General features: G+C 45.2%; 17 protein-coding genes. 14 read left to right on the forward strand and 3 right to left on the reverse strand.

The features are described 5' to 3' along the window. The first annotated feature begins 171 nt into the window (after positions 1-171). The 3 genes from MKY74_RS33625 to MKY74_RS33635 all read left to right on the forward strand — a co-directional run bounded on the left by MKY74_RS33625 (position 172) and on the right by MKY74_RS33635 (position 6,526). A complete protein-coding gene (locus MKY74_RS33625) occupies positions 172-2,172 on the forward strand; it encodes a hypothetical protein (protein WP_076175426.1) in 2,001 nt (666 codons plus the stop codon). Then, positions 2,169-3,071, forward strand: coding sequence for a hypothetical protein (locus tag MKY74_RS33630; RefSeq protein ID WP_076175424.1), 903 nt, complete (start codon positions 2,169-2,171; stop codon positions 3,069-3,071). Before MKY74_RS33625 ends, MKY74_RS33630 begins: the two co-directional genes overlap by 4 nt. A gap of 791 nt (positions 3,072-3,862) precedes the next feature. After that, entirely contained in the window at positions 3,863-6,526 is a 2,664-nt protein-coding gene (locus tag MKY74_RS33635) for an FIMAH domain-containing protein (protein ID WP_244169428.1), read from the forward strand. A 936-nt stretch (positions 6,527-7,462) separates the two neighbouring features. Here MKY74_RS33635 and MKY74_RS33640 read toward each other — a convergent pair. After that, positions 7,463-8,017 (reverse strand): TetR/AcrR family transcriptional regulator, encoded by a 555-nt coding sequence (locus MKY74_RS33640; protein ID WP_076175419.1) that lies wholly within the window; start codon positions 8,015-8,017, stop codon positions 7,463-7,465. A 153-nt stretch (positions 8,018-8,170) separates the two neighbouring features. Between MKY74_RS33640 and MKY74_RS33645 the strand changes: the two genes are divergently transcribed. Together MKY74_RS33645 and MKY74_RS33650 are read left to right on the forward strand one after the other, a co-directional pair. Next, positions 8,171-8,779 carry a nuclear transport factor 2 family protein gene (locus MKY74_RS33645; protein WP_076175417.1) on the forward strand — a complete coding sequence of 203 codons (609 nt, stop codon included), beginning with the start codon at positions 8,171-8,173 and terminating at the stop codon, positions 8,777-8,779. An 80-nt stretch (positions 8,780-8,859) separates the two neighbouring features. Then, on the forward strand, positions 8,860-10,482 hold the full coding sequence (locus tag MKY74_RS33650; protein ID WP_076175415.1) for an amidohydrolase family protein: 1,623 nt from the start codon (positions 8,860-8,862) through the stop codon (positions 10,480-10,482). A 309-nt stretch (positions 10,483-10,791) separates the two neighbouring features. Here MKY74_RS33650 and MKY74_RS33655 read toward each other — a convergent pair whose 3' ends face one another. Beyond that, a complete protein-coding gene (locus MKY74_RS33655; protein WP_432206623.1) occupies positions 10,792-10,995 on the reverse strand; it encodes a hypothetical protein in 204 nt (67 codons plus the stop codon). Between the two features lie 172 nt (positions 10,996-11,167). Further along, the gene (locus MKY74_RS33660; RefSeq protein WP_076175413.1) at positions 11,168-11,746 is read right to left on the reverse strand and encodes a TetR/AcrR family transcriptional regulator; all 579 of its coding nucleotides are present in this window, start codon (positions 11,744-11,746) and stop codon (positions 11,168-11,170) included. A 239-nt stretch (positions 11,747-11,985) separates the two neighbouring features. Here MKY74_RS33660 and MKY74_RS33665 point away from each other — a divergent pair, with 239 nt between their 5' ends. From MKY74_RS33665 to MKY74_RS33705, 9 genes are all read left to right on the forward strand, one after another. Then, complete coding sequence (locus MKY74_RS33665) at positions 11,986-12,858, forward strand: MBL fold metallo-hydrolase (protein WP_076175411.1); 873 nt, start codon at positions 11,986-11,988, stop codon at positions 12,856-12,858. A gap of 374 nt (positions 12,859-13,232) precedes the next feature. After that, a complete protein-coding gene (locus tag MKY74_RS33670; RefSeq protein WP_076175408.1) occupies positions 13,233-13,901 on the forward strand; it encodes an extracellular solute-binding protein in 669 nt (222 codons plus the stop codon). A 75-nt stretch (positions 13,902-13,976) separates the two neighbouring features. Further along, a complete protein-coding gene (locus tag MKY74_RS33675; protein WP_076175405.1) occupies positions 13,977-14,846 on the forward strand; it encodes a carbohydrate ABC transporter permease in 870 nt (289 codons plus the stop codon). Positions 14,847-14,937: 91 nt separating this feature from the next. After that, positions 14,938-15,774, forward strand: a complete 837-nt coding sequence (locus MKY74_RS33680; RefSeq protein ID WP_076175402.1) for a carbohydrate ABC transporter permease — start codon at positions 14,938-14,940, stop codon at positions 15,772-15,774. 97 nt (positions 15,775-15,871) lie between these two features. Beyond that, the gene (locus MKY74_RS33685) at positions 15,872-17,782 is read left to right on the forward strand and encodes a DUF4832 domain-containing protein (protein ID WP_076175400.1); all 1,911 of its coding nucleotides are present in this window, start codon (positions 15,872-15,874) and stop codon (positions 17,780-17,782) included. Between the two features lie 351 nt (positions 17,783-18,133). Further along, positions 18,134-19,876, forward strand: a complete 1,743-nt coding sequence (locus tag MKY74_RS33690; RefSeq protein ID WP_076175398.1) for a cache domain-containing sensor histidine kinase — start codon at positions 18,134-18,136, stop codon at positions 19,874-19,876. An 11-nt stretch (positions 19,877-19,887) separates the two neighbouring features. Further along, positions 19,888-21,459, forward strand: a complete 1,572-nt coding sequence (locus MKY74_RS33695) for a response regulator transcription factor (RefSeq protein ID WP_076175396.1) — start codon at positions 19,888-19,890, stop codon at positions 21,457-21,459. Positions 21,460-21,656: 197 nt separating this feature from the next. Next, positions 21,657-22,544 (forward strand): carbohydrate ABC transporter permease, encoded by an 888-nt coding sequence (locus MKY74_RS33700; protein ID WP_076175394.1) that lies wholly within the window; start codon positions 21,657-21,659, stop codon positions 22,542-22,544. Next, entirely contained in the window at positions 22,537-23,415 is an 879-nt protein-coding gene (locus tag MKY74_RS33705; protein WP_084204183.1) for a carbohydrate ABC transporter permease, read from the forward strand. The genes MKY74_RS33700 and MKY74_RS33705 overlap by 8 nt, the downstream gene beginning before the upstream one ends. The last annotated feature ends 5 nt before the right edge of the window (positions 23,416-23,420 follow it).

Here is a 23,420-nt window from a genome sequence, read left to right on the forward strand (position 1 = left end):
CAAAAAAGTTCATCTTATATATTCTTATACTTTACAAAGGGGAGATAAGTATATGATCCTTGTAAGAAAGATGTTTAAGAATGCCCGATTGACTATTTTATTGACCATAAAGTTATGATCCGTTGAAGTAGTGCTACATGAGACAAATAAAAAATTGGGGTGACGAGTGTTATGTACCAGCGAAAATTCAGGATGGAGCTTAGTAGTTCAACCTTTTCAGATCCTGTTGAAGAATCTCTGACAAACTGTTTCTCGCAATTTATGGATTGTGTCGAGCATTCACTGTGGAAAAAGTATCTTGATAAATATCCTGAAGCTAAAGATATTGATCTTATTAATCATTATCTGGAATTCCACTTGGACTGTGAGGAGTTAAAAGCACTGGATGAAATAGATGTTCCCCCACGAGTTGTTGTGGAGTTACTGGACAATATTCTAACCTCGAAAATCAATGAGTTGTTGCTGGTACCGATTCAGCAGCTAGAAGAAAAACCAGAGTCTGAAATACCGTCAGTTACATTTCAAGAGTATCTAGATACGGTGAAGAAAGTTGATTTAGATTTGTATGTTATCGGGATTTCGCTAGAAACTGAACTTGAGGTACAACCTGAATTTGAAAAAAAGCCACTGTATTTTGTTTTGTATCGATTGCGAAGCAATCTGTTGTACAGCATTGATGATAGAATGTATTCCATGAAATACATAGAGAAGTCGATGGATAATTTCAAAAGGGAATTCGAGAAAATTTTATTAGATCAGGTGCTTTATAATAATATAGCTCTGCTAACCGACGAACATATTCAACACATCTCTATAGATTGTCAAAATACACTTATTCATAGTTTTTCTTCTGAGCTGAGATCAGGGAGAACACTAGAAGCAGGAAATGAGATATATAAAGAGGTTTCACAAAAAATCAGAGAAACTGTTGAACTCGGAAATATAACAGATGAATATCGCAAACGTCTAAAACATCTTATCAAGGAGGGATTGAATGAAACTAAACTCAGAAGCTGGGCCTACTCTTATTGGGTAGATTTTTATGAATATGTTTCAAGCATTGTTAAACCTAACCATGATATTAACCACATTGAAAAACAACTCTTCCAATTCGTTCATCAAGCCATTGTAAGGGCCCTTCTTGAACATGGAAACCATGAGGAGATTCTAAAGACCGCATACAACAATCTTTACGCAGAGCGAACTGAGGATCTCTTTAAATGGATGTCTGAAGAGTGGCTAAAGTTTGTGAACTATACAGTATGCCTGCGTGTGAAAAATCTTACAGCAAGCGAATTTTCACGACTTAGTCTGAAGGATGTTGAATTTAAGTCTCGTGAACTTTTTGAGTCATGGCAATACGAGCTCCCAATCCAAAAAAAACGCGAACGTCCTTTAATTTTGCGGAGTTCTACAGATGAGCAGAATAAAGATGTGTGGGCGCTTGTACATAATGTCCGCGCTGCTGCCAGAGATACAGATATGGCATGTGAAATGGCAATGGAAAAATTGACTAGTTGTCTAAGTCTAATATATTTCTTTTCATCTCGAGATAATGAACAACGTTTCGATATAGCTAATACCTTCGTATCCTATAACCATAAATTTGACTTGTTGAGCACTGGAGTTACAGGTAAGGAGATGTTGAGCGTTCCTAGATCAATCGATGATGTAGATCCTGGATTAATTGATATTTTGGTTCGTTTTCACGATAATGATCAGGGATGGAAAAACAATTTGATGGGAGCAGTAACACATTTCGAAAGTTTTTTCAGGTCATTTGATGTAAATGAACAAATGAGAAGTTTAGAGTCAGTGATCTCAAGTCTTTTTAACAGCAGGGATCACAGACTAATGGCTGCTGCTAGTTCTGTATTTATTGCTGGTGTAAATTACAGAGGTTCAGATGTTACTTTTAGAAATATGCGAGTCTGGCTTTATGAGGACTTCCTAGAGTTTTTCATGCTCTGTGATTACCCTGGGAGAATTGCTTTGAAAGAACGTGTAGTAGAACGATTTAAAGTATTTTGTAAGAATATATTTGTGACCATATTCTTAAATTTTGTTTCTCAAAACTACAAAGGAAATGGGAAAATAGAGGACTTGGTGGGCTGGTTACTATTCGTATACCCGAACGATCGTCCGATAAGGGAGGGGGAACAGGACCAGTGAAAACTTTAGCAATGACGAGAGACATGATTGAAGCAATGAATGGTTTGCAATGCCATATTTTTAATTCTGCCGGCTCCAAACTTCTGGCGCATGGAATCTTTACTGCACGACACAGATATGATTTTTTAAGTAATTTTCAAGGCATTATGCCCACTCCAGAGATGTCGAATAAGGATGATGACGAGTGCCGCCTAGCGCTTAAACAAGTTACCAAAGAACTTGATGACGGAGTCTATAAAGTTTCGGTATTAACGAAATACGAGGGTGCATATGTCATATTAGAATCTCCAGATCTCAACTGGGAGAATAAAAATGGATTCTTAGAATCTAGGGTGTCGTTACAAGCTCTAGGAATCAGAACTATTTCTGAAGAAGAATATATGGAGATTTCCAGTATGACCTATGAATTTGACTGGTCAAAACTTATCATCCCAACAGGTTGTTCGGGTACCGGTCAAGCAGATGCCTTTGAGGATCTCATCAATGAAATAATTCTTTCTGAATCAAATGGAGTAGTAAACTATGGAAGAATAGGTACCGGAGTAGATCGCGCCAGGGATGGACAATTTGAGATTGACATGGCTTCCTGGCTTCCAAAGGTCAATGCAACCACAAGATGGATTCTTCAATGTAAGTATTCCGTTGATAAAAATACCTCCTTGAAAATAGATGAAATCTATAGTGAAATGATCAAGGTTCTCATGCATAAACCTGATTACTATTTACTCGTAACAAATCGGAAGATCACAAGTGATTTTATAGATTGGTTTCAAAGTGATCTAATGAGTAACACAAATTATTATATCCCCTACAAAAAAGTACTGATTCAAAGAGAAGAGTTAGAATCCCTGCTAATGAAACCTGAGTATTCGCATTTAAAGAAAAAGTACTTTGGATGAGTTATTAAGAAATTACCCCGCTTCTATAAATAGGAGCCGGGAGCAGATGTCGGGGGACAAGAACATGGTCCCATAGAAAGTCGCTATAATAGCGGCTTTTTTGTTTTATCGGTACAAGTTCTTGTCCCGAGTCAAAGACAAGAACTTGTACCGATTGCCGTAATGGACAAGAACATGAGCCGATTACCGATTAGAGAAGTATCTAACTATATCACCTACGACAGTACATTCATACGTTTATGTATTTTCTACCCATTTAGCAATTTCCACACAACATTTTCCTCTTTATAGATTCATGCGCAGGGTTAGGTAATTGGCAGCAGCAGAAAATCAACAGCCTATGGAAATATGTAGCTTTACTAAAAAGTAAAGCAGTTTTTATACTAAAGAGCCTACGAAGTCTGATGCTCGCTTGGAGTTGGTGAATTGCACAATAAACTAACCAACCACAGAGCGAAAGACCGTAATGGCAATAAAATGAGGATCATGGTGATAGCAATCGTGATGGCCGTGATCAAGAGGGGGGATTGAGCAGTAACCTGACATCGATCGAGTTTTACGTATGATCTTTACTGTACCAGGCAAAGGAACTAGAGCATGAGCAGGTTTAAAGATGTATAGTCCCATCCTTTGACGAATCAATTTAAAGCGCTTTCAATCATCATAAGAAACGGGGTATTACATTAATGTCAAAAAGGATTGTTTACGCAAAAAGAAGCGCTATATCCATTCTTTCACTCATGTTGGTTATGGTATCGCAATGGTGGCTCGCGGCTCCGGCAGATGCACGAGTGGACAAAGCGTTCGGAGAGCCGGTCTCCATCGGTTCCCCGATTGAGAACGTAGCTGTTTTTGACGCAGCTTTCGGAAACGAAGATGGCCGAGATGTCATGTATACGACGGTAACTGGCAAGCCGGCTATATTCCAGGTGGTAGATCTGGTGAGCAGGGAGGTGCTGCGCAAATTCAGGCTTGAAGGAACCGAAAGCTCCTGGACGCATATCACTCTGCCAGACGGTACGGTCTATATTGGCGGTAACGGTAAGCTGTATACGTATTCGCCTGTAACGAAGGAGCTGCGCGACCTGGGCAGGATTGGAGAAAGTGTCGTATACGGACTGACGTATGACGAACAGGGCCGGGTATATTTTGGTTCTTATCCAAATGCAAAGGTTGGACGCTACGATCCCTCCACCGGCGAGATGAAGGATTACGGCAACGTAATGCCTGGTCAAAGTTATACCCGGGCCACAGCCTATCATAATGGATATCTGTATGCAGGTATCGGTATTCAGGGAAGCCTTGTAAAGGTGAACGTGGACACGGGGGAAAAGGAACAAATTCCGCTGCCGACATATGGTGGTGCGGTGGAGACTGCGCAAGTGTATCAGCTTGATGCAGCAGGTAAGTATATCGTAGCTGGCTTGAGCGGAGGGAATAACGCTCTGCTGTTCTATGACACGGAAGCCGGGGATTGGAGTGATACCTACTTTTTGGACAACAAGGGAATTCGATTATCGTTTGGCGAGCCGGGCAGCAACAAAGTATATTTCGTACAGAACACCCGGTTGATGGAGCTCGATCTTATCACAATGGACGCGGTCGACACCGGAATCGAATATACCACCTACCTTCGCAATACGGCGTGGGTCAAGATGACGAACGATCCGGAGCTCCCGGGAAAATCGCTGGCTACCGTCATGTGGTCGGGAGCGGTGGCTTACATGAATATGGAGACGAAGAAGGTCAAGTCGGTTACCTACCCGTTCTCCGGTAATCCGATTCCGATTCAGATGCTGGAGAAAGGGCCGGACGGCAAGTTGTACATGAGCGGTTATCCGGGTGGGAAAGGGGCTGCATATTCCCCGATTTCCGGTGAAATTGAAACCTTCTCTTTAGGACAGGCGGAAGGCATGGCTGCACTCGGTGACAAAATGTACTTCGGTCTTTATCCGGGAGGTTACATCCGGGAGCTGGATGTGAACCAGCCGATTCAGGATGGAGTCAATCCGAAGGAGATATATAAAATTCCTCACGAGGACAGACCGTTCGCCATGACGTCTGGCGAAGGTAAACTGTTTATTGGCACGATTCCGGACTACGGAGAACTCGGCGGCTCGCTGACCGTATATGATCCGTCACGCGGTCCTGAACAAGGATTTACTGTCTATGAAGACGTTGTACACAACCAGTCGATCGTCGGCCTTGCCGTCCACAACGGAAAGCTTTACGGTTCGACTACCATAGCTGGCGGCCTTGGAATCGATCCGACGGAGACAGCGGCCAAAATATTTGTATGGGATATCGCCAGTGGAAGGAAGCTTCAAGAATTCATTCCCGCCATCCCGGGTGCATCCGTTCAACCTAACATGATTGGTGGACTAAGTATCGGTCCTGACGGATTGCTCTGGGCAGCGGCGGATGGAACGATCTTCGCCATGGATCCGGAGACAATGGATATCGTGAAAAGCGCCAATATTTATCCGTCCGTATCCAATTATGGAAGATGGCGTCCGGTTCACATCCGGTGGAGCGAAGACGGCTACATGTTCACGACGCTTGCGGGCAGGATAACCGTAGTCGATCCAAAAGATCCGGAAGCTGCGGTCACGCTCTCGTCAACGCAATTGATGACACTTGGCGAAGACGGGCATATCTATTATTCAGATGATACATTACTTAAAAAAATCGAAGTGACGAAGGGAAGCGGAGCTGTTCACATCCCGATCGAGCTCCCTCTATTGAACAGAAGCTTTGACCAGCCTCTTGATTCCGGCGTGATCCCGGGCTGGAGCTCCTTGTTTAATATAACGCCAAACGTGTCTTTTGGGCTGAGTGATGAGCAGACCGTAAGCGGGCCGAGTAGCCTGAAGATAACGGATACTTCCACGACGGAAACGGTTGCGGTCGCATCCGATTCCGTTCCCGTGAAACCGGGTACGGCGTATTCGGCGAGATTCCATGTTTACTTGCAGGAAGGACGTACCCTCGCTTCATTGAATTACTATGATGCCAACCATAAGCAAGTCGGCGGGACTTCGCTTCAAATTACCGCAGGAAACGGAAAATGGCAGCAGCTTGAGATAAGCACCGTTGCTCCGGAGAATGCAGCTTACGTCAGGCTGGTCTTTTTCTGTTCCCAGTTATGGATGACGAAGGCGTATTATGATGATGCGTCCATAACCTATATGGAGACGGTCACGCCGGATCAACTGCCGGAATTAATCGAATCTCGAATCGATCAAGGTGAGATACAATACCCGCTGTCGAAGCAGCTTTCTAATGCAACCCGTCAAGCACTGTTTCACTATGGAGAGGGCCGCCTCGAACAAGCGGTTCATCAGTTGGAGAATGCACTGAAGCATCTGGATCGTTCGGGGGAAGGAGACATCGAGGAAGGAACCCGGATATACGTTCAAAGCGTAATTCGCGCGTTCATCCAATCCTGGCGTTAAATAGATAAACGGATCAATTATCGTTGATCTAATGAAGAGAGCTGGAATTCACCCTTCCATGCTCTCTTTTTTGTACGAGCTCAGTTGGCACTTAGCTGCTAAGTGTCGGGGGACAAGAACATGGTCCGACGGGCGGCGAACAGGAAAACGGGATGAATTATTACGAAAAAAGGATCTTATCGAGTCGGGCGGTGTGGCGAAATCGGCGATAGCGGATTGGCATACTGAGTTCCATGTATTCCCGACAGTAAAACATGGAGCCGTTACCTTCTATAAGTCGGAAGCGCTGGACGTTCTGAACGCAAATTCGCGAGCTGCTTTCTTGTCGGGGGACAAGAACTTGTACCGATTGCCGAAAAGGACAAGAACATGAACCGATTACCGATTAGATAACCATTTAAATATGTTTCCAATGCAATTTCATTAAGCTAACGGGCAGGATAGTTTAAGATCATTCGGGCCGAACCGTATCATAACTAATGGCAAGTTTTTTGGAGAAAGACTCGCAGGAGCCTGTATTTGCAGCATGCCTACCATGGATAGGGATTGGGTCACATTCCATGTCAAAGGCTGCTTAAATAGGTATCTGCGAGGTTTTTTTGGGTTACAGATCGATGTTGGCCGTTTTGGCGGATGGGGCTAGTTCACCAAGTCACTTGACGAACAGTTTGTCATCAAAGTCCTTGTCCCGCTCATGTACTCCCGTCCTGGAAAAGAAAAACTCCCGAAACGAAATTCGATAGATCAAAAAATATATACTCAAATTTTTAAATTCCTTCATGAAAATACAAAAAGCGGAATGACATTTAAAGCAATTGTAAAGGCGCATAATCCTCTCGCTAAATTATTGATTAACCAAAGCTAACTCCGTTCTACCTCATCATCATATTCCTAAGCGCTAATTTGATTAAATTGACCATCAAATACAGCCGTAGTTTAAGATTTGAATATTGTTGGCTGTTTGCCGAAAAGGTCGTTCAGCGTATTGGAAATATCTAGCGGACTATCTTCGTTAAACTGAGTAATCGCTACTCGCAAAGCAGTAAAGAGCATTGCTGCGCGGATGTGTATAAAATACTCCCAGTTTCTGTCATTAAGACCAACACTTTCTTTAATGAATTTCAATTTTTCACCGATTACAAAGGAAAGCCGTGTTTGAAACTCCCCATATAGATTTGCTTTGACCAATGATAAAAATAGCTCTTTTTGGGAAAGCCAGAGTTCAAATAAAGATGTGACCGCCACATTGGAATCGGTATGGGGCCCTAGGCGTTGGATTAATTCATCGAATACCGATTCCATCTGGTACAATACAACATCCGATTTATCATCAAATAAACGATAAAAGGTAGCTCTTCCCACGCAGGATGCGTTGACTATCTGCGTGACGGAGATTTCGTTATAATCCTGGATTCTCATCAATTGTTCCATGCCTTTGCAGATGAGTTTGGCGGACTTTATTTTACGCTTATCATTGCCGATGCGATACATTACCATCGCTCCTGTTCCACTTCTCGATTTTGTATTGTTTTCACTATAATATATGATACATTTGTATCACAATATAAAGTATTATAGCAAATTGTAACTTTCAAATATGTACCTATCATCGTCAGTGCTTAGAAGAATTAGGGAGGAAAAGATATGCTGTTTACAAGACCCGTTCGAAACACCGATCAACTACTGAAAGATAAATTTAGTATTAAGGAACTCATTGAGTTTGAGCGTTTTTGCAGGGATAACGCGCTATGGGACGAAATGCGCAAATGCTTCGCTCCGGATTCAACTGTGAAAATTTCATGGTTTACAGGAACTGGGGCTGAATTCGTGGATGCGTCCATTAAAATGGATTCCCACGCACCGCATAAGCTTTATAACACGGTGATTCAACTGAACAACGACAGAGCCGTCGCAGCGACGATGGCAACCATACAGACCAGTGCGGATATAGACGGCTGTATAGTCGAGCTTCAGTCTGACTTAAAGCTGTTGTATCGCCTGCAGGTAATAAATGCGAGTTGGCACATCGTTTTCATGGAAGGAATCTATGAGAAGGACGCATTGCTTCCCAGATCCGGCGAGTACTTTTCAATCGCGCGTAATGAACTTGATGAGTATAGACCCAGTTACGCGAATCTTTCCTATCTCCTGAAAATGAGTGGATTTGAAGTAAATATGGATCTTCCGGGTATCGACAGACCGGATTCTGTACAGCAGATTTACAACGAAGCCGAACATTGGCTTTATGAATAACCGGCGACGCATTTCCGCAGATTCCCTTGTTTGTTCATTTGAACGTTTGTATATAAATACTGATAGAGAGAGGGAACACCATGGAGCATAAAACAGAAAGAAAAATTCTAAAAATGATTGGATTTGTGATTTTATCAGTGATTCTTTTCGGCATTGTTCTGGTGTTGATGATCAGCAGTGATGAACGCTGGTATGCGTATCTGATTCTGGCTGCTTGCGCCGGCTCGCTTATTATCCTGAGAAAAACGAAATTTTGGTATGGATGGCGAGTCCCGCTATATTGGATATTAACGCTTGTCATCGCATGGGGCGGTCTGTTTGCCGGCCAGCCTCCGGTGGATATTCAACCTTACACCGCTATGAACCTGGAACAGCCCAGTGCTTCTTATAAGCTTTTGCTGAATAATGTAACTGTTGTGGATACACGCACGGGTAATCTAACTTCTAACGTGAGCCTTCAGTTAGCCAGGGGGAAGATTATAGATATTGCACCGGCTGGAAGGATCAAGGCGGACAAAGGCACGAAGGTTGTGGACGCCACCGGAAAGTATGCGGTTCCCGGGTACCTGGACATGCATATGCACATGATCGGGGAGGCGCATACCTCAGAAGCGATGAGTCTGTTGCTTGCCAATGGCGTGACCGGATTCAGACAGATGAGCGGTTCACCAGAGCTTTTGAAGGAATGGAGATCCGGCGCCTTTACCAGTTCTACGGATCAACCGGCGCTGCTCTCGATGCCTAGTAATGTCTTAACGCCGATGAATGCACCCACGCCCAAGGTTGCCGTGGATTATGTCCGCCAGCAGCAAAAGGAAGGGGCTGACTTTATTAAAGTAGGGGGCGTTCGGCCGGATGTATTTAATGCCGTTCTAGCTGAGGGGAAAAAATTAAATATTCCGGTTGTCGGACATGTGCTTCCTGACGTGGACTTGAAAGTAGCTGCGAAAAAAGGAATCCGCAGCGTCGAACACTTCGGAATCAACCACGGAGCCCTGATTTCCGCCTCAACAGACGAGAAGACCTTAAGAGCAAAGGCGACCGCGATTCCTTCAATCACGGCAAATCCAATCTTCGTGCAACTCATGAAGATCAAGGGGCTTCAAGATTTTGTGAACAAACAAGTGATGAGTGCGGCCATTAAATCTTCAGGAGGAGAAAAAGATCCAGCACAACTACAACAATTAATTGACACTTATAGTGAAGAAAAAGCAATCCAGCTTGCAGATATATTTGTTGACAACAACACATGGCAAACCCCAACTTTAGTGCGTATACATGCCGGTCTGTTATCTAGTGGGAGTGACTCCATTTCGCAGAAACTCTACGATCTTTATTTGCAACTGGTAAAGACCTACGATTCGGAAGGTGTTAAGATGATGGCTGGTACAGATAGCGGCGGCGGAGATATTTGGCGTGACGCAGGTAACTCCATACATCAGGAATTTGACGAACTTGAGAAAGCGGGGATCACACCTCTTCATATTCTCCAGATGACTACCCTTAACGGGGCTGAGTTTCTGGGACGTTTGGATGATATGGGCACCGTAGAAGCAGGTAAGAATGCTGATCTCGTACTTCTGGATGCAAATCCTATAGAGAGTGTACAAAATCTTCATAAGATTCATGCTGTTGTACGTGCCGGTTCCTATCACGATAAGACAGAACTGGATGCTATTAAGGAAGAGATGGGGGTTAAATAAAAGCGGAAAGCAGAGATGTGGATGGTGGTGGTACTCCTCTGCTGAATATTAGCGGTTTGGTTTATCTTGCAATATGCTACTTCCATTGGAGCTTTAATTTCCTCTTCTAAAAAGCGTTGTGAAGTTAGGGGTACAGTTAAAAAGGGGGTACATTCTAGAGATGTAGAAGCACTTGAACAAAAATATCGAGGATAATATTAGTCTGTTAGTACAGATATGCCATAAAGGATAAGCGAACATTCAGCTTTAAGCTAACGGGAGCGTTAGCTCAAGAAAAAGGAGTATTCGCCGGCGCCAGCGGCTCCTTTTTTATAATGCATATTTAAACGTGCAGGCTTCGCGCATGTAGAATTCATCACCGATCTTGACTGCAAAGTCTGTAATTTCAACGATTTTCCCGCTACCGATCATTTCTTGTCCGATAAAGGCGGCCACAGGGATTTGCTCTATCATGGCTGTATGGAAATGGATCGGGGAAGTCAGGGGCTTCATAAATCTTTTGCTATTCATCAAGTTTCACCTCTCCCCAAAATTTTATGTCGAGAAGGTTCTCGACAACTATTTTTCATGTCCATCAAATACAAACGACACCGCGTTAATATTGTGTAGTATTAGAAAATTGGCTGCGGGTTGCTCTCGATTTATCCATGCAAATGGTTGCGGACGAAAATGTCAGTAAATAAACTTAAGATTTAATAAAACTCTTCAACAACGGTATTACTATCTCTGCGAATTGTTCTGGCGACTCGGATCTTCCATCCTGATTCCAGCGGTAGGTGACTCCATAGATGGACCATGTCATCATGATAATCGCTACTTCTCGAGTGCGGGAATCCGATTCTTCACAGCTTTCGTTGATTAATTCAGAAATGAAGTTCTGTAATTGAATTTTGATATTTTTTTCCACTAAAGGTGCTATATCATCATAACCACGTACGCAACGTTTATTAGATGCCTCGTGATATTCACATAACGCAATGACGATGCTTTTAACTGTCCCTTCGTCGAGTGTACTGCTAGGGTTTACTCGTGCCTTAACGAAATCTATAAAAGCATCAGCTAACATGCTATCGATAAGCGCAAATTTATCAGGAAAATGAGCATAAAAAGTAGCTCTATTGATCGTTGCTTTTTTTGTAATATCGCTTATCGTTATAGAATTAAAGTTCTGTTTGCTGAGTAAGAAAACAAAAGCATCCATTATAAGCTGTCTTGTTCTAATAACGCGTGGATCATTGAGATTTAGCGTAGAAGTAATTGACATTATTCCTTAATCTCCTCTCATTTTACTGCGTATACGCCCATACTGTTAACATATACAGTGTTCCCGGCAAGCGTCTTACTTAAAATCGACACATTGAATCATGCATTGCTTAAGCAACAAATCCGCTAAATTATTGGTTGAAGCGAGGTACTCTAAAATATATCATTACACTTGTACCTTGGGCAACACTTGTTGTTTAAATCGAGGTGCATATCTCATTGTTGAAGGGAGTACTCGTTATGACCAATATTATTAAATCGCAAGCTCCTTCCGTATACCATCAGAAAATCGGAGATGTCATCGTTTCGGTTGTATCCGATGGCGGGATGCAGCTTCCATTGTGGCCATATTTTGAACTTGACGAAGAAAAAGGAAAGGAAATCCTGAATGCTAACTTTGAAATGAGCCCGCCGTACCTAAATAACAACTGCTTTGTCATTAATGTTGGAGGGCATCTGACCCTAATTGATGCAGGTGCTGGAATGGGATTTGGTGTTGTGGTGCAAAATATTGAAGCAGCTGGATATGCTATTGAAGATATCGCTACAGTGCTGTTAACCCATCTCCATCCTGATCATTCAAATGGCCTTGTCCAGGCAGATGGCACAAAAACATTTCCAAACGCAGAAATTGTCGTAAGAGACACCGAGTATGAGTACTGGATGGACGACAGGAATATGAAGGACCCTTCTAATGAAATTGAACAAGTCAGTTTTCAGATGGCTCAAACGGCAATGGCGCCTTATGAGGGGCTAATCCGTACTTTTGGGAGGGATGAGAAGGAGCCGGTTTCGGGCATACAAGCCATTGAAGCACCTGGTCATACGCCGGGTCACACGGCTTATTTAATCGAATCTAATGGGGAGAAGCTGCTTATCTGGGGAGACATTGTTCACAATGCAACAATTCAATTGAATAGACCCGATGAGAAGTTAGTTTTGGATGTTAATCCCGAATTGGCCATTGTGACAAGGAAGCGAATTTTAGATTGGGCTGCCGAAGAACGATTGCTTGTCAGCGGGATGCATCTGAGCTTCCCGGGATTGGGTCATGTTCTTAAAGAAGTCAATCATTACATCCATGTTCCGGCGTTTTGGAGTTCTCAACTGTAATAGATGGTTAAACTAATCGGCGATCCATGTTTATAGATTATACAAGAGTTGGTCATCTGGTTGTTTTTATCTCTCGAAGCAAATGGAGAAATGGAGAAAAGGGAGATTTAATTCCAGTGGGGTATCTCTCGCAGAACGTAATGAGCTCGATCTAGGTAAATGATCAACATAAGGCTGTTCCATTACAGCTTCGGCTTTACACAGGGAATGTTAATGTCTTCGCTCATATCAGGTTGATATTCTGAGGAAAATGAATTGGGAATGGATACGGACTTTTAAATAAACTGCCCCTAGACTTGAACGTAACTGTTCGAGCGCTAGGGGTTGTCTATTAGGCGGCTATTCTGAGGGTATCTCAGGAGTCTTTATCACAAGTGGGAAATGAAGCAGATCTGTTCAAATATCGACTCGGGCGAAAGGCTGCGGGCATCTCTTTGGATAGAATAGAAATCACGGCTCAGCAGCATCTGGAGCATATCGGCTTTAAGATTCTTGATAAGGCTTCGCCAACGCATCAGCAGATGACCGACACGGATTCCGTTGAAATGTTCAAGTCGGGGAAGTTGGCGATGATTTTTGACGGCTCGTGGGACAACAGCAACCTGGCCAGCAGCGACATCATTAAGGGCAAGTACAACTGGGCGCCGCTGCCGAAGGGCAAAGCCGGACGGGGCAATATTATCAATGGCCTTGGCAACGTCATGTCGGCGAAGGGGAAGCACAAGGAAGAGTCATGGCAGTTTCTGAAATTCCTCGGCTCGAAGGAAGCCGCAGAGATCACGGCCGAAATAGGTGCGGCGATCCCGGCGTTCAAAGGGACGCAGGATGCCTGGGTGAAGTCCAAACCGGACCTGAACCTGCAGGTGTTCATTGATCAGGCGGCCGACGCGACGCCATATCCAAGCGGTTCGAAGTCGTACCCAGTCTGGTTCGCGAAGGAGAGCGAGATTATGTCCCAGGCATGGGGCGGGGCGATCTCGATCGAGGAAGGCGCCAAGAAGGTGGCGGAAATGATGAATCAGGCGATCGCGGATGCAAAGTAAGCGCCGCATGCCGGGCAAAATCGTCGAAGGCGTTCCGGGATCCGGGACGCCTTCGACAAATATGAGGTGAAGGCAATGAATTCGAAAAGCAGGTACGCATGGGCTTATATAATGATTGCTCCGACGTTGATTGGAACGTTGGTGTTCTGGAGCTGGCCTGCCGTCTACTCCATATATCTGGGCTTTCTGAAGTCCGAAAACTTCGGCCTCGTCAGCCACTGGGTCGGCCTGGCCAACTACGAGAGATTGTTCAAGGACCCGGAGTTCTGGAAAAATTTACGAAATACGATGCTGTATGTCGTGCTGTTTGTGCCCTTGACGATTGTGCTTTCGACCTTTTTCGCCGTGCTGCTGAACGCCAAGATCAAGGGCCAGTCCGTCTATCGGGTCATTTATTTTCTGCCGCAGGTCACGATGGCGGCCGCAGCTGCCATGGTGTGGGTCATTATATTCGCGCAGGATTACGGATTGTTAAATTCCGTGCTTGGCACCCATATCGCGTGGATTTCGGATAAGCGGTTCGCGATGTATGCCCTCGTCATGGTCGGCGTGTGGGGCTCGATCGGTTTTAACATGCTGCTGATCCTTGCCGGTCTTCAAGGGATTCCGCGCCCGCTGTATGAGGCGGCCGAGATCGACGGCGCAGCCGGATTCCGCAAGTTCCGTTCCATCACGCTCCCACTGCTCACGCCAACGCTGTTTTTTACATCCATCGTTCTCGTGATCGGCGCTACACAAATTTTCGATAGCATCTATTTGATTATCGGCAAGACGAACGTTGCGCTGCCCGCCGTTCGCTCTCTCGTCTACGCCTATTATCAAAATTCGTTCATTTATTATGATCAGAACTATGGAGCGGCCATTGTCAACATCCTGCTGATTATTAATTTGATATTGACGGGCATCCAGTTCCTGCTGCAAAAAAAATGGGTGGTTTACGATTGATGCTCACAAAACTTAGCAACGCTTCCGAAGCAAGTTTTGTACGAAATAGCTCAAGAAGTCATGCTCACAAAACTTTTAGGAGGTACAAAAAATGAGCAGCGCCGTGTCTGCCAAGCATAGAAACAAACTTGTCATTCATTTCATTCTGATCGCAGGGGCCCTTGTCATGGTGCTTCCGTTCCTTTGGATGATTCTTACGTCACTCAAAACGACGACGGAGGCGACCCAAATTCCAATCACCGTACTCCCTGCCAAGCCGAACCTGCGGGGTTATGCGGACGCACTGAGGCAGTCACCCTTTCTGCATTACTATGCCAACACACTGATAGCGGCGTTCATGAAAACGACATTTCCCGTCATCTTCAGCGCTATGGCCGCTTTCGCGTTCGCACGCATCCGTTTTCCGGGCAGAGGGCTGTGTTTTTTCCTGATCATTTCGGTCATGATGATCCCAAACCCGGTATTCTATACACCGCAATATTTGATGATGAGCAAGCTTGGTCTGGTGAATACGGTGACCGCGCTCTGGATTACCTCACTCGTCAGCCCATTCGCCACCTTCCTGCTGCGGCAATTTTTTATGGGTATATCTAAAGAATTGGAGGAAGCTGCGGTGCTGGACGGTTGCAATCCGTTTCAGATCTTCAGCCACATTATGCTGCCGCTCGTCAAGTCGGCGCTTGTCGCGGTCGTCATCATTCAATTGCTGTGGTCGTGGAATGAGCTGCAGTGGCCGCTCATCATCAACAGCTCGCCGGAGAAACTGACGCTGTCGGCAGGGCTTGCCACGCTTGTCTCCATGTTCGGCACAGATTATCCGGTACTTATGGCCGGTGCATTCATGGCTGTCATCCCGATGCTCGTCCTGTTCTTCATCTTCCAACGGCGGTTCATCGAGGGCGTCGCCTTTAGTGCCAGCAAGGGCTGATTGGGCGGTGCTGGAGAGGGGGTGAAGTGCAGGGACGGCGGGGAGGATCGCCGCATGCTTCAACAGTCAATCCCATCTGACAGGAGTGAACGATGCAATGTTAAACGCAAGATTGGCAAGGCAGGGATGGAAGTTGTTTGTCTTTGTTCTGCTCGGCTCGATGCTGCTCATGAATTTCAAGCTCTCGTATGCCGACGCCTCCGGCGAATGGCAGCCCCAGACGTACGACCCCAACAAGCCGGGGCTGGAGCTGAATCCGTTGAAAGGTTTTATGCCCTTCTCTAAACAGCCCTCGGACAGCACTGACCCGAACAACAGCTTCCCGCACAGCATGGAATGGTTCTACGTCTCGTTCCGCGATCTGATGACTGACTGGAACACGTACAACTGGGCGCCACTGGACGCCTATCTCAACGATATTGCTAGTCGGGGCAACCAGGCAGCCTTCCGTGTCTACGTCGATTATCCGGGGCGCACGACCGGAATTCCGCAGTTTCTGATCAACGGCGGGCTTCTGACTCGTGATTACGATCAGAACGGCAACCACAATACAGCGACGCACAGCCTGGCCCCCGATTGGAACGACGCTAATCTGAATCAGGCGATGCGCCAGTTCGTCGCCGCGCTCGGCGCACGTTACGACGGCGATCCCCGGATCGGATTTGTAACGGCGGGACTATACGGCTTCTGGGGAGAGTGGCATACATGGCCTTACAATACCGACCCGACGAATTGGGAGATGAACTCAAGCAACCGGGATGCGCTGCTGTCCGCGTTTAAGGATGCGTTCCACAAGACTCATGTACTGGCCCGTTACCCTTACTCCGCGAGCACGGCTGCATTAAAAAGCGCCTTCGGCTACCATGACGATTCCTTCTCCTACGAGACACTGTTCCAGAATGACTGGGACTTCTGGCATCTTGTTACCCAGAACGGCCTGCAAAACATCTGGCAGACGCATCCGATCGGCGGCGAGCTCTATCCTCCGCTCCAGCAGGATTCGAGCTTCTGGCAGCACTGGCCGAACCAGAACGGTCAAGATTTCCAGACTTCGGTCGAGACAACGCACGCCTCGTGGCTGATGTACGATCGAGTGTACAAATCTTCCCTTCCGGACAGCACCGCCACGGCTAACGCGCTGCGGGCTCATAAAATGCTGGGATACACGCTGTACAACTCCTCCGTTCAGCTGGCCGACTCCTCGGCGTCATCGCTGCAGGTGGGCGTCAAGCTACAGAACAAGGGCGTTGCCCCGTTTTATTATAATTGGCCGGTCGAATTCGGCGTACTGAACGCCTCTGATGTCTGGGTCAAGTCACTTGGCACCGCCGACTGGAATCTGACAAGCGTCCTGCCTGGCGGTACGGACTACGCCTTTTCGTTTAGCGCGAACCACAACCTGGCTCCCGGCGACTATAAGCTGGTCATGCGGGTCGTTAACCCGCTCGCTGGAGGCAAGACGCTCCGTTTTGCAAACACGCGGCAGGACGCTAACAAGGATGGCTGGCTGACGCTGTCAGGCTTCCGGGTAACCGCCAGTGCCACGACTTCGACTGTACTGCCCGACCCGCCTGTGACGCCGGGCACACCGACTTCCGGCGCAGTCACTTATGAGGCCGAAGCGCCGGGCAACACGCTTGGTGGCTCTGCGGTCGTTGCGAGCTGCGCGACCTGCTCCGGCGGGAGCAAGGTCGGCTACCTGGGCAACGGCAGCGGCACGCTGCGGTTTAACGGAATTACAGCACCGTCCGCAGGCGATTATACGCTGACGATCCATTATTTGAACGGTGAGGTAAGCCGCTCCGCTGTGCTCAGCGTGAACGGCGGGGCAGGCGCGTCGCTCAGCTTTCCGAGCTCCGGCGGCTGGACGACGGTCGGCACGCTGGAGACGACGGTGCATCTGCAGGCTGGGTCCAATACATTGCTGGTATCCCAGCCGACAGGCTACGCCCCGGATATCGACCGCATTTCTGTGAGTCTAAGTACCGCAGGCACAGGGGTGCGATAAAGATTCACGCCGGCCGATCAATTCCCGGCAGGTTAGAATAGATAAGGCAGACAGTCCTGGATGACTGTCTGCCTTTTTTGACTAACAACAATGTAGGCGAAAGAACGGATCGAAGCTAGTGAGGACTTTCGCTGATATACCGTCTTTGTCATTGGATCACGCCTTGGCGTGATAAGCATCGTTGGGTGGAAAGAACATTACCGATCCGAAATCTCAATGGAGCTTCCAAGATTTATATTTATTGGCGATGATTCTATAAGTGATTTTAGCTGGACGGATTTTGTGATTCCATGCATAATCAGGTGCAAGAAGATAACTTATTACAATTTATTCATCAAGGTGTGATTCTGATTGAGAAAACCACGTTTCTTCGGAAAAAACTTAAGTTTGACGTATATTCTAATTCTCAGCTTTATCTTCATCTCAACAGTCCCTGTCGTATCCACCTCTATCGGAACGTATTTCAAAAGTAAGGATATTATAAATAGTAATACTTCACAGTATATTATCCAGATGCTGAAACAAACCAACGGAGAGATTGACCTAAACCTACAACAGTTTAACAGTGATGCCTCATTTTTGATTAATCCCGTTGTGCAACAACTCCTTAACAAACAATTTCATAGAGATATTTCATACCAGGAGAGGAAAGCGCTATCAAAGGAAGTGGCCCAATATAACGTCGTTTCTCCAAAAATGTCAGACATCAGCGTCTATTCAACTAAAGGGATATTCCTCATTGGTTTGTCAGACAATTACACACCTCTGAGTGGAGAGCTTATAAGTAAAGTGACGAAACTTGATGGACAGATTTATTGGAACTTTGCCGGTTATGACACTTTTCACGAAGCTCATATTCAAGGGGTTCGATTAATCAAAAACATGTTAGGCCCTGAAATCATTCCAATTGGATATTTAACGTTCAAAATGCCTGAAAATATTATTTATGATTCGATTAAGGAACTTCAGCTTGGACAAACAGGACAAGCAATTATTGTAGATACTACGGGTACTGTTCTCTCTGGGCAAAACCGAAACTGGGTGGGTCGCCATCTAGACGGTAATATTTTAAACAAATTGTACGCCAATTCCGAGGGTGCGTTCATTGATAAGATTGATGGTCAGACCTATTTTATGGCATTCCATACCTCAGAAACGACTGGCTGGAAAACGATGGGATTAGTACCGATCGCCGAGATGACCCCAGGACTTCAAGGTGTGTACAAAAGTAACATTCTCTATCTTGGAGGATGGATTTTAATTAGTATTTTGCTTTCTCTTCTTATTACAAGAACTGTTGTCACACCAATTAAGCAATTAATACGGGCAATGCGCAGTGTAGAGAGTGGGGATTTTAGCGTGCAGACTCATTTAACAGGTAATGAGGAGGCTTTAATATTAAGCAGCAATTTTAATAAAATGACCTCAAGGCTCAAAGAACTGATCAGCCGTGTTTATGAAGAGGAACTTAAAGAAAAAAGTGCTCAACTTCGTGCTCTTCAAGCTCAAATCAATCCACATTTTTTATATAACACATTAGATACCATCTATTGGATGCTATATATGCGTGGGCAAGAGAAAATTGGCGATGTTGTTGTTGCCATGTCCAATATGCTAAGGTACAGCATCGGAAAGAACGGCCCAATTGTTACGCTGAAAGATGAGCTTGACAACCTGTCCAACTATATTCATATTCAATCAACCCGCTATCAGGATCGAATAACATTTGAGTATGATATAGACCACTCACTCGAGGATACTCGGGTTCTTAAATTAATGCTGCAGCCTACGATCGAAAATGCTATTACTCACGGTCTTGAGCCCAGTGTTCGGCCAGGGATTATTTGTACACGTATTTATCGTTATGAAAGAGAATGTCGGATTGAAATTTCGGATAACGGGGTTGGCATTTCTGCAGAGAGACTGGCCCAGTTAATGGAGCCAGGACATGTTCGTGATGGACACGGAATTCAAAATGTGGATGAGCGGTTGAGACTAACCTTTGGGGAGGCCTATGGCTTGACAATTACGAGTGTAGAAGGGAGAGGCACAAAGGTGCTTTACAAATTGCCGTTAAATGATAATAACATCTAAGGAGATTAACAATGCCATACAAAATTTTAATTGTTGACGATGAGAGAATGGCGAGGGATGGACTAAGAATGATGGTCAACACCCTGAAAGAGTGGGTTTGGGCTGGGGAGGCTACTAATGGGGTTACTGCATTGGAGAAAATCAAACTTCATAAACCTGACTTGATTTTATTGGATATCCGTATGCCGGAGATGGATGGGTTGTCACTCCTCGGAAAAATTAGAGAAATGGGATTAGATACTTTGGTAGTGTTCCTTACAGGCCATCCAGATTTTGAGTATGCGCAAAAGGCGATACGTTATGGGGCGTTTGATTATTTACTGAAGCCGATGCGAGCACCGGATATCATTGAGATTATTAAAAAGGCGGAAATTCATCTCGATGAGGCGAGTCATGTAAAACAGGAATATGAGGAGTCACTCCGAATGGCCAAAGATTATGAACGGGAGCTGCTTGAAAGAAATATGCGTGAGGTGATCTACGGCGGAAGACTGGATGAGTTATCCATATCTAATTTGTCCATGTTTTCGGATTGTGACCGGTTAGCAGTAGCCAGTATTCTATTAGACTCTTATAATAATTCACTACGTGGACCTTGCGAAAATATCTTAAGGAATGAATTGCAAATGGAGTATGCTTCACCATTCTTAGTATTGCAGGATGGTCTTTCGGAGTGGACGATTTTACTGGGTGAGAGAAGTGTTAGAACACCATCTATTGAGCTAAATCAGCTATTCGACAAAATTGGCCTAGAGCTCTGTGCGGCAGGGATTGTCAATTGGAGAATAGGGATCGGACAAAAAATACAATTTGCACAGGCCAGTAAGTCTTACGAACAGAGTAAATTTGCAGCATATTTTGCCAGCACGGATAAAAAAATTGTTTTCTACGAAAAATTAACGGATACGGATGCAACGTTGCTGCTTATCCCCATCGATCTGGAATATGCGATAATCCAGCATGTTAGAGAGGGGAACCCAGATGAAGCTATACGTGTATTCGATAAGGTTGCAGATCACTATAGTAAAATGACAATTCGGGAGCTAGAAAAGCATGCAGTCCATTTTCTGATACAACTTCAGAATGGAAATGAGCGGCTAGATGACGGGAATACGCTTCTTGATTATGTTGTAGATGGAGATAGCGAAAATATATCAACAATTATTATGAGACTTAGACAGGTAGTTAAGGATTATGCAGAACGGACACGAAGTTATCTGAATATTCAAATGAACCATGTGATTCAGCGGGTCATTAGGATAATTCATGAGAAATATGCCGCAAATATCAAGCTTGGCGAAATTGCAGAGGTGTTGGGGGTGAACCCAAGCTATCTAAGCACGCTATTCAAACAGGAAACAGGGGTGTCTTTTAGCGATTATTTAAGTCGTTACCGGATCGAAAGAGCTAAGTTATTTCTTAAAGAAGCCAACCTTAAGATTTACGAAGTGGCGCAGAGAGTTGGTTACACCGATGGGAGACACTTCAGCCAGATGTTCCGCAGAAGCCAAGGATTGACACCTTTAGAATATCGGAATCGCAATGGGATATTTACTGAACACGACGAGCTGATAAATGAGTAAATCGTAAGACCGCTGCTTCAAGCAGCGGTCTTATATTGTAATATCATCAAACATAATCAAAGAATCGCCTTATTTTTCACTTTGTTATTCGTTGATACAATAGCTCCTGTAAGTGCTTCCAAACCGGGATCTACGTCCCAATGCATTATGGGAGCCTAGACATATCAACGTGTTTGAATAACAAAGGGGGTTGAAATTTGAGTACATGGACACGACGATGGGTCAGAGACAACGCATGGGCGTACCTGTTTATCGCCCCGCAGATTCTTGGATTACTCGTGTTTGTCATTGGTCCGGTCATCTTCGCTTTTGTCATCAGTTTTATGAAATGGGACATTGGATCTACGCCTGAGTGGGTTGGCCTCACCAATTACAGCAAGCAGGTCTCTGATCCGATATTCTGGAAAGTATTAAAAAATACTTCAGTGTTTGCATTGCTGAATATTCCTTTGACGGTTATTGGTGCGTTGGCCCTTGCTCTAATGCTAAACCAAAATTTGAAGGGGAAAACATTGCTGCGGGCTGCTTACTTTATACCTGTCGTGACCTCTTCCGTTGCGGTTGCTCTTGTATGGACCTGGCTCTACAATCCGAGCTACGGGCTCATCAACTCGGTATTAATGTCACTTGGAATTGAAGGACCAGGCTGGTTATCCGATATGAAATGGGCGCTGCCCTCTATTGTCATTATGACGGTATGGCAGGGTGTGGGCTATAACATGATTCTTTTCTTGGCCGGTCTGCAAGGTGTGCCCTCACAGCTTCATGAAGCTGCGAAGATGGACGGGGCTGGAAGCTGGCAGCGATTCTGGAGAATCACCATTCCCATGATTTCTCCAACAACGTTCTTTGTTGTCATTATGCTTCTGATCGGTTCTATGCAGGTATTCTCAGAGCCTTATATGATGACCCGCGGAGGTCCTGCGGATGCCACAAATGTATTGGTACTTCACATTTACAATACAGCATTTCAGTTTTTCCGGATGGGTGAAGCATCAGCGATTTCCTTCATTCTGTTCGTTATTATTCTGATCGTGACGCTGATCCAATTCAAATTCTCAAAGTGGGTGAATTACGATGTCTGACATACAGCCGGCAAAACGTGCGGAGATTTCGGTATGGAACAGTGGAAAAAATAAGTTTCTCGCCAGGCCGCTGCTGTATCTGGTCCTGATCTTCGGAGCGGTCCTTATGGTCACTCCTTTTGTATGGATGGTCTCGACATCACTTAAAGGGGAGGGGGCGGTATTCGAATATCCGCCTAAAGTCATTCCCAACCCTCTTCACTATGATAATTACAAACAGGCTTGGACAACTCTTCCGATCGGGATCGCTTATCTGAACAGCTTGAAAATTGCCGTTATTGTAACGGCAGGTTCGCTGCTGACCTGTTCGATGGCAGGGTACGCATTTGCCAAGATGCAGTTTGTAGGACAGAAATTTCTGTTTATGCTGATGTTGGCAACCATGATGATTCCAGGTCAGGTGACCCTGATTCCGATGTTTATGTGGTTCAGCAAAATTAACTGGGTGAATACGCACTGGCCTCTTATCATTCCCCCGGTACTTAGCAACGCGTTTGGTGTATTTTTACTGCGCCAGTATATGAGCTCTATCCCGAAAGAGTTGGAGGATGCCGGGAGGGTGGATGGACTCAATCCATGGCAAATTTATTGGAAAATCGTGCTCCCCAACTGCAAACCGGCATTGGCTGCACTCGGGATCTTCACCTTTATGGGTAACTGGAACAACTTCCTTACGCCGCTGATTTATTTGGATGATCAGAAGAAATTTACGCTGCCGCTCATCATCGCTTCTTTTCAAGGGCTTTACTCGACGGATTGGCCCCTCTTGATGGCAGCTTCGTGTATTTCCCTGATTCCTGTGCTAATCGTGTATATCTTTGCACAGCGGTACTTTATTGAAGGAATTACACTCAGCGGTATGAAAGGGTAACACAA

The organism is Paenibacillus sp. FSL R5-0378 (assembly GCF_038009285.1).
Lineage (GTDB): Bacteria > Bacillota > Bacilli > Paenibacillales > Paenibacillaceae > Paenibacillus_AQ > Paenibacillus_AQ favisporus.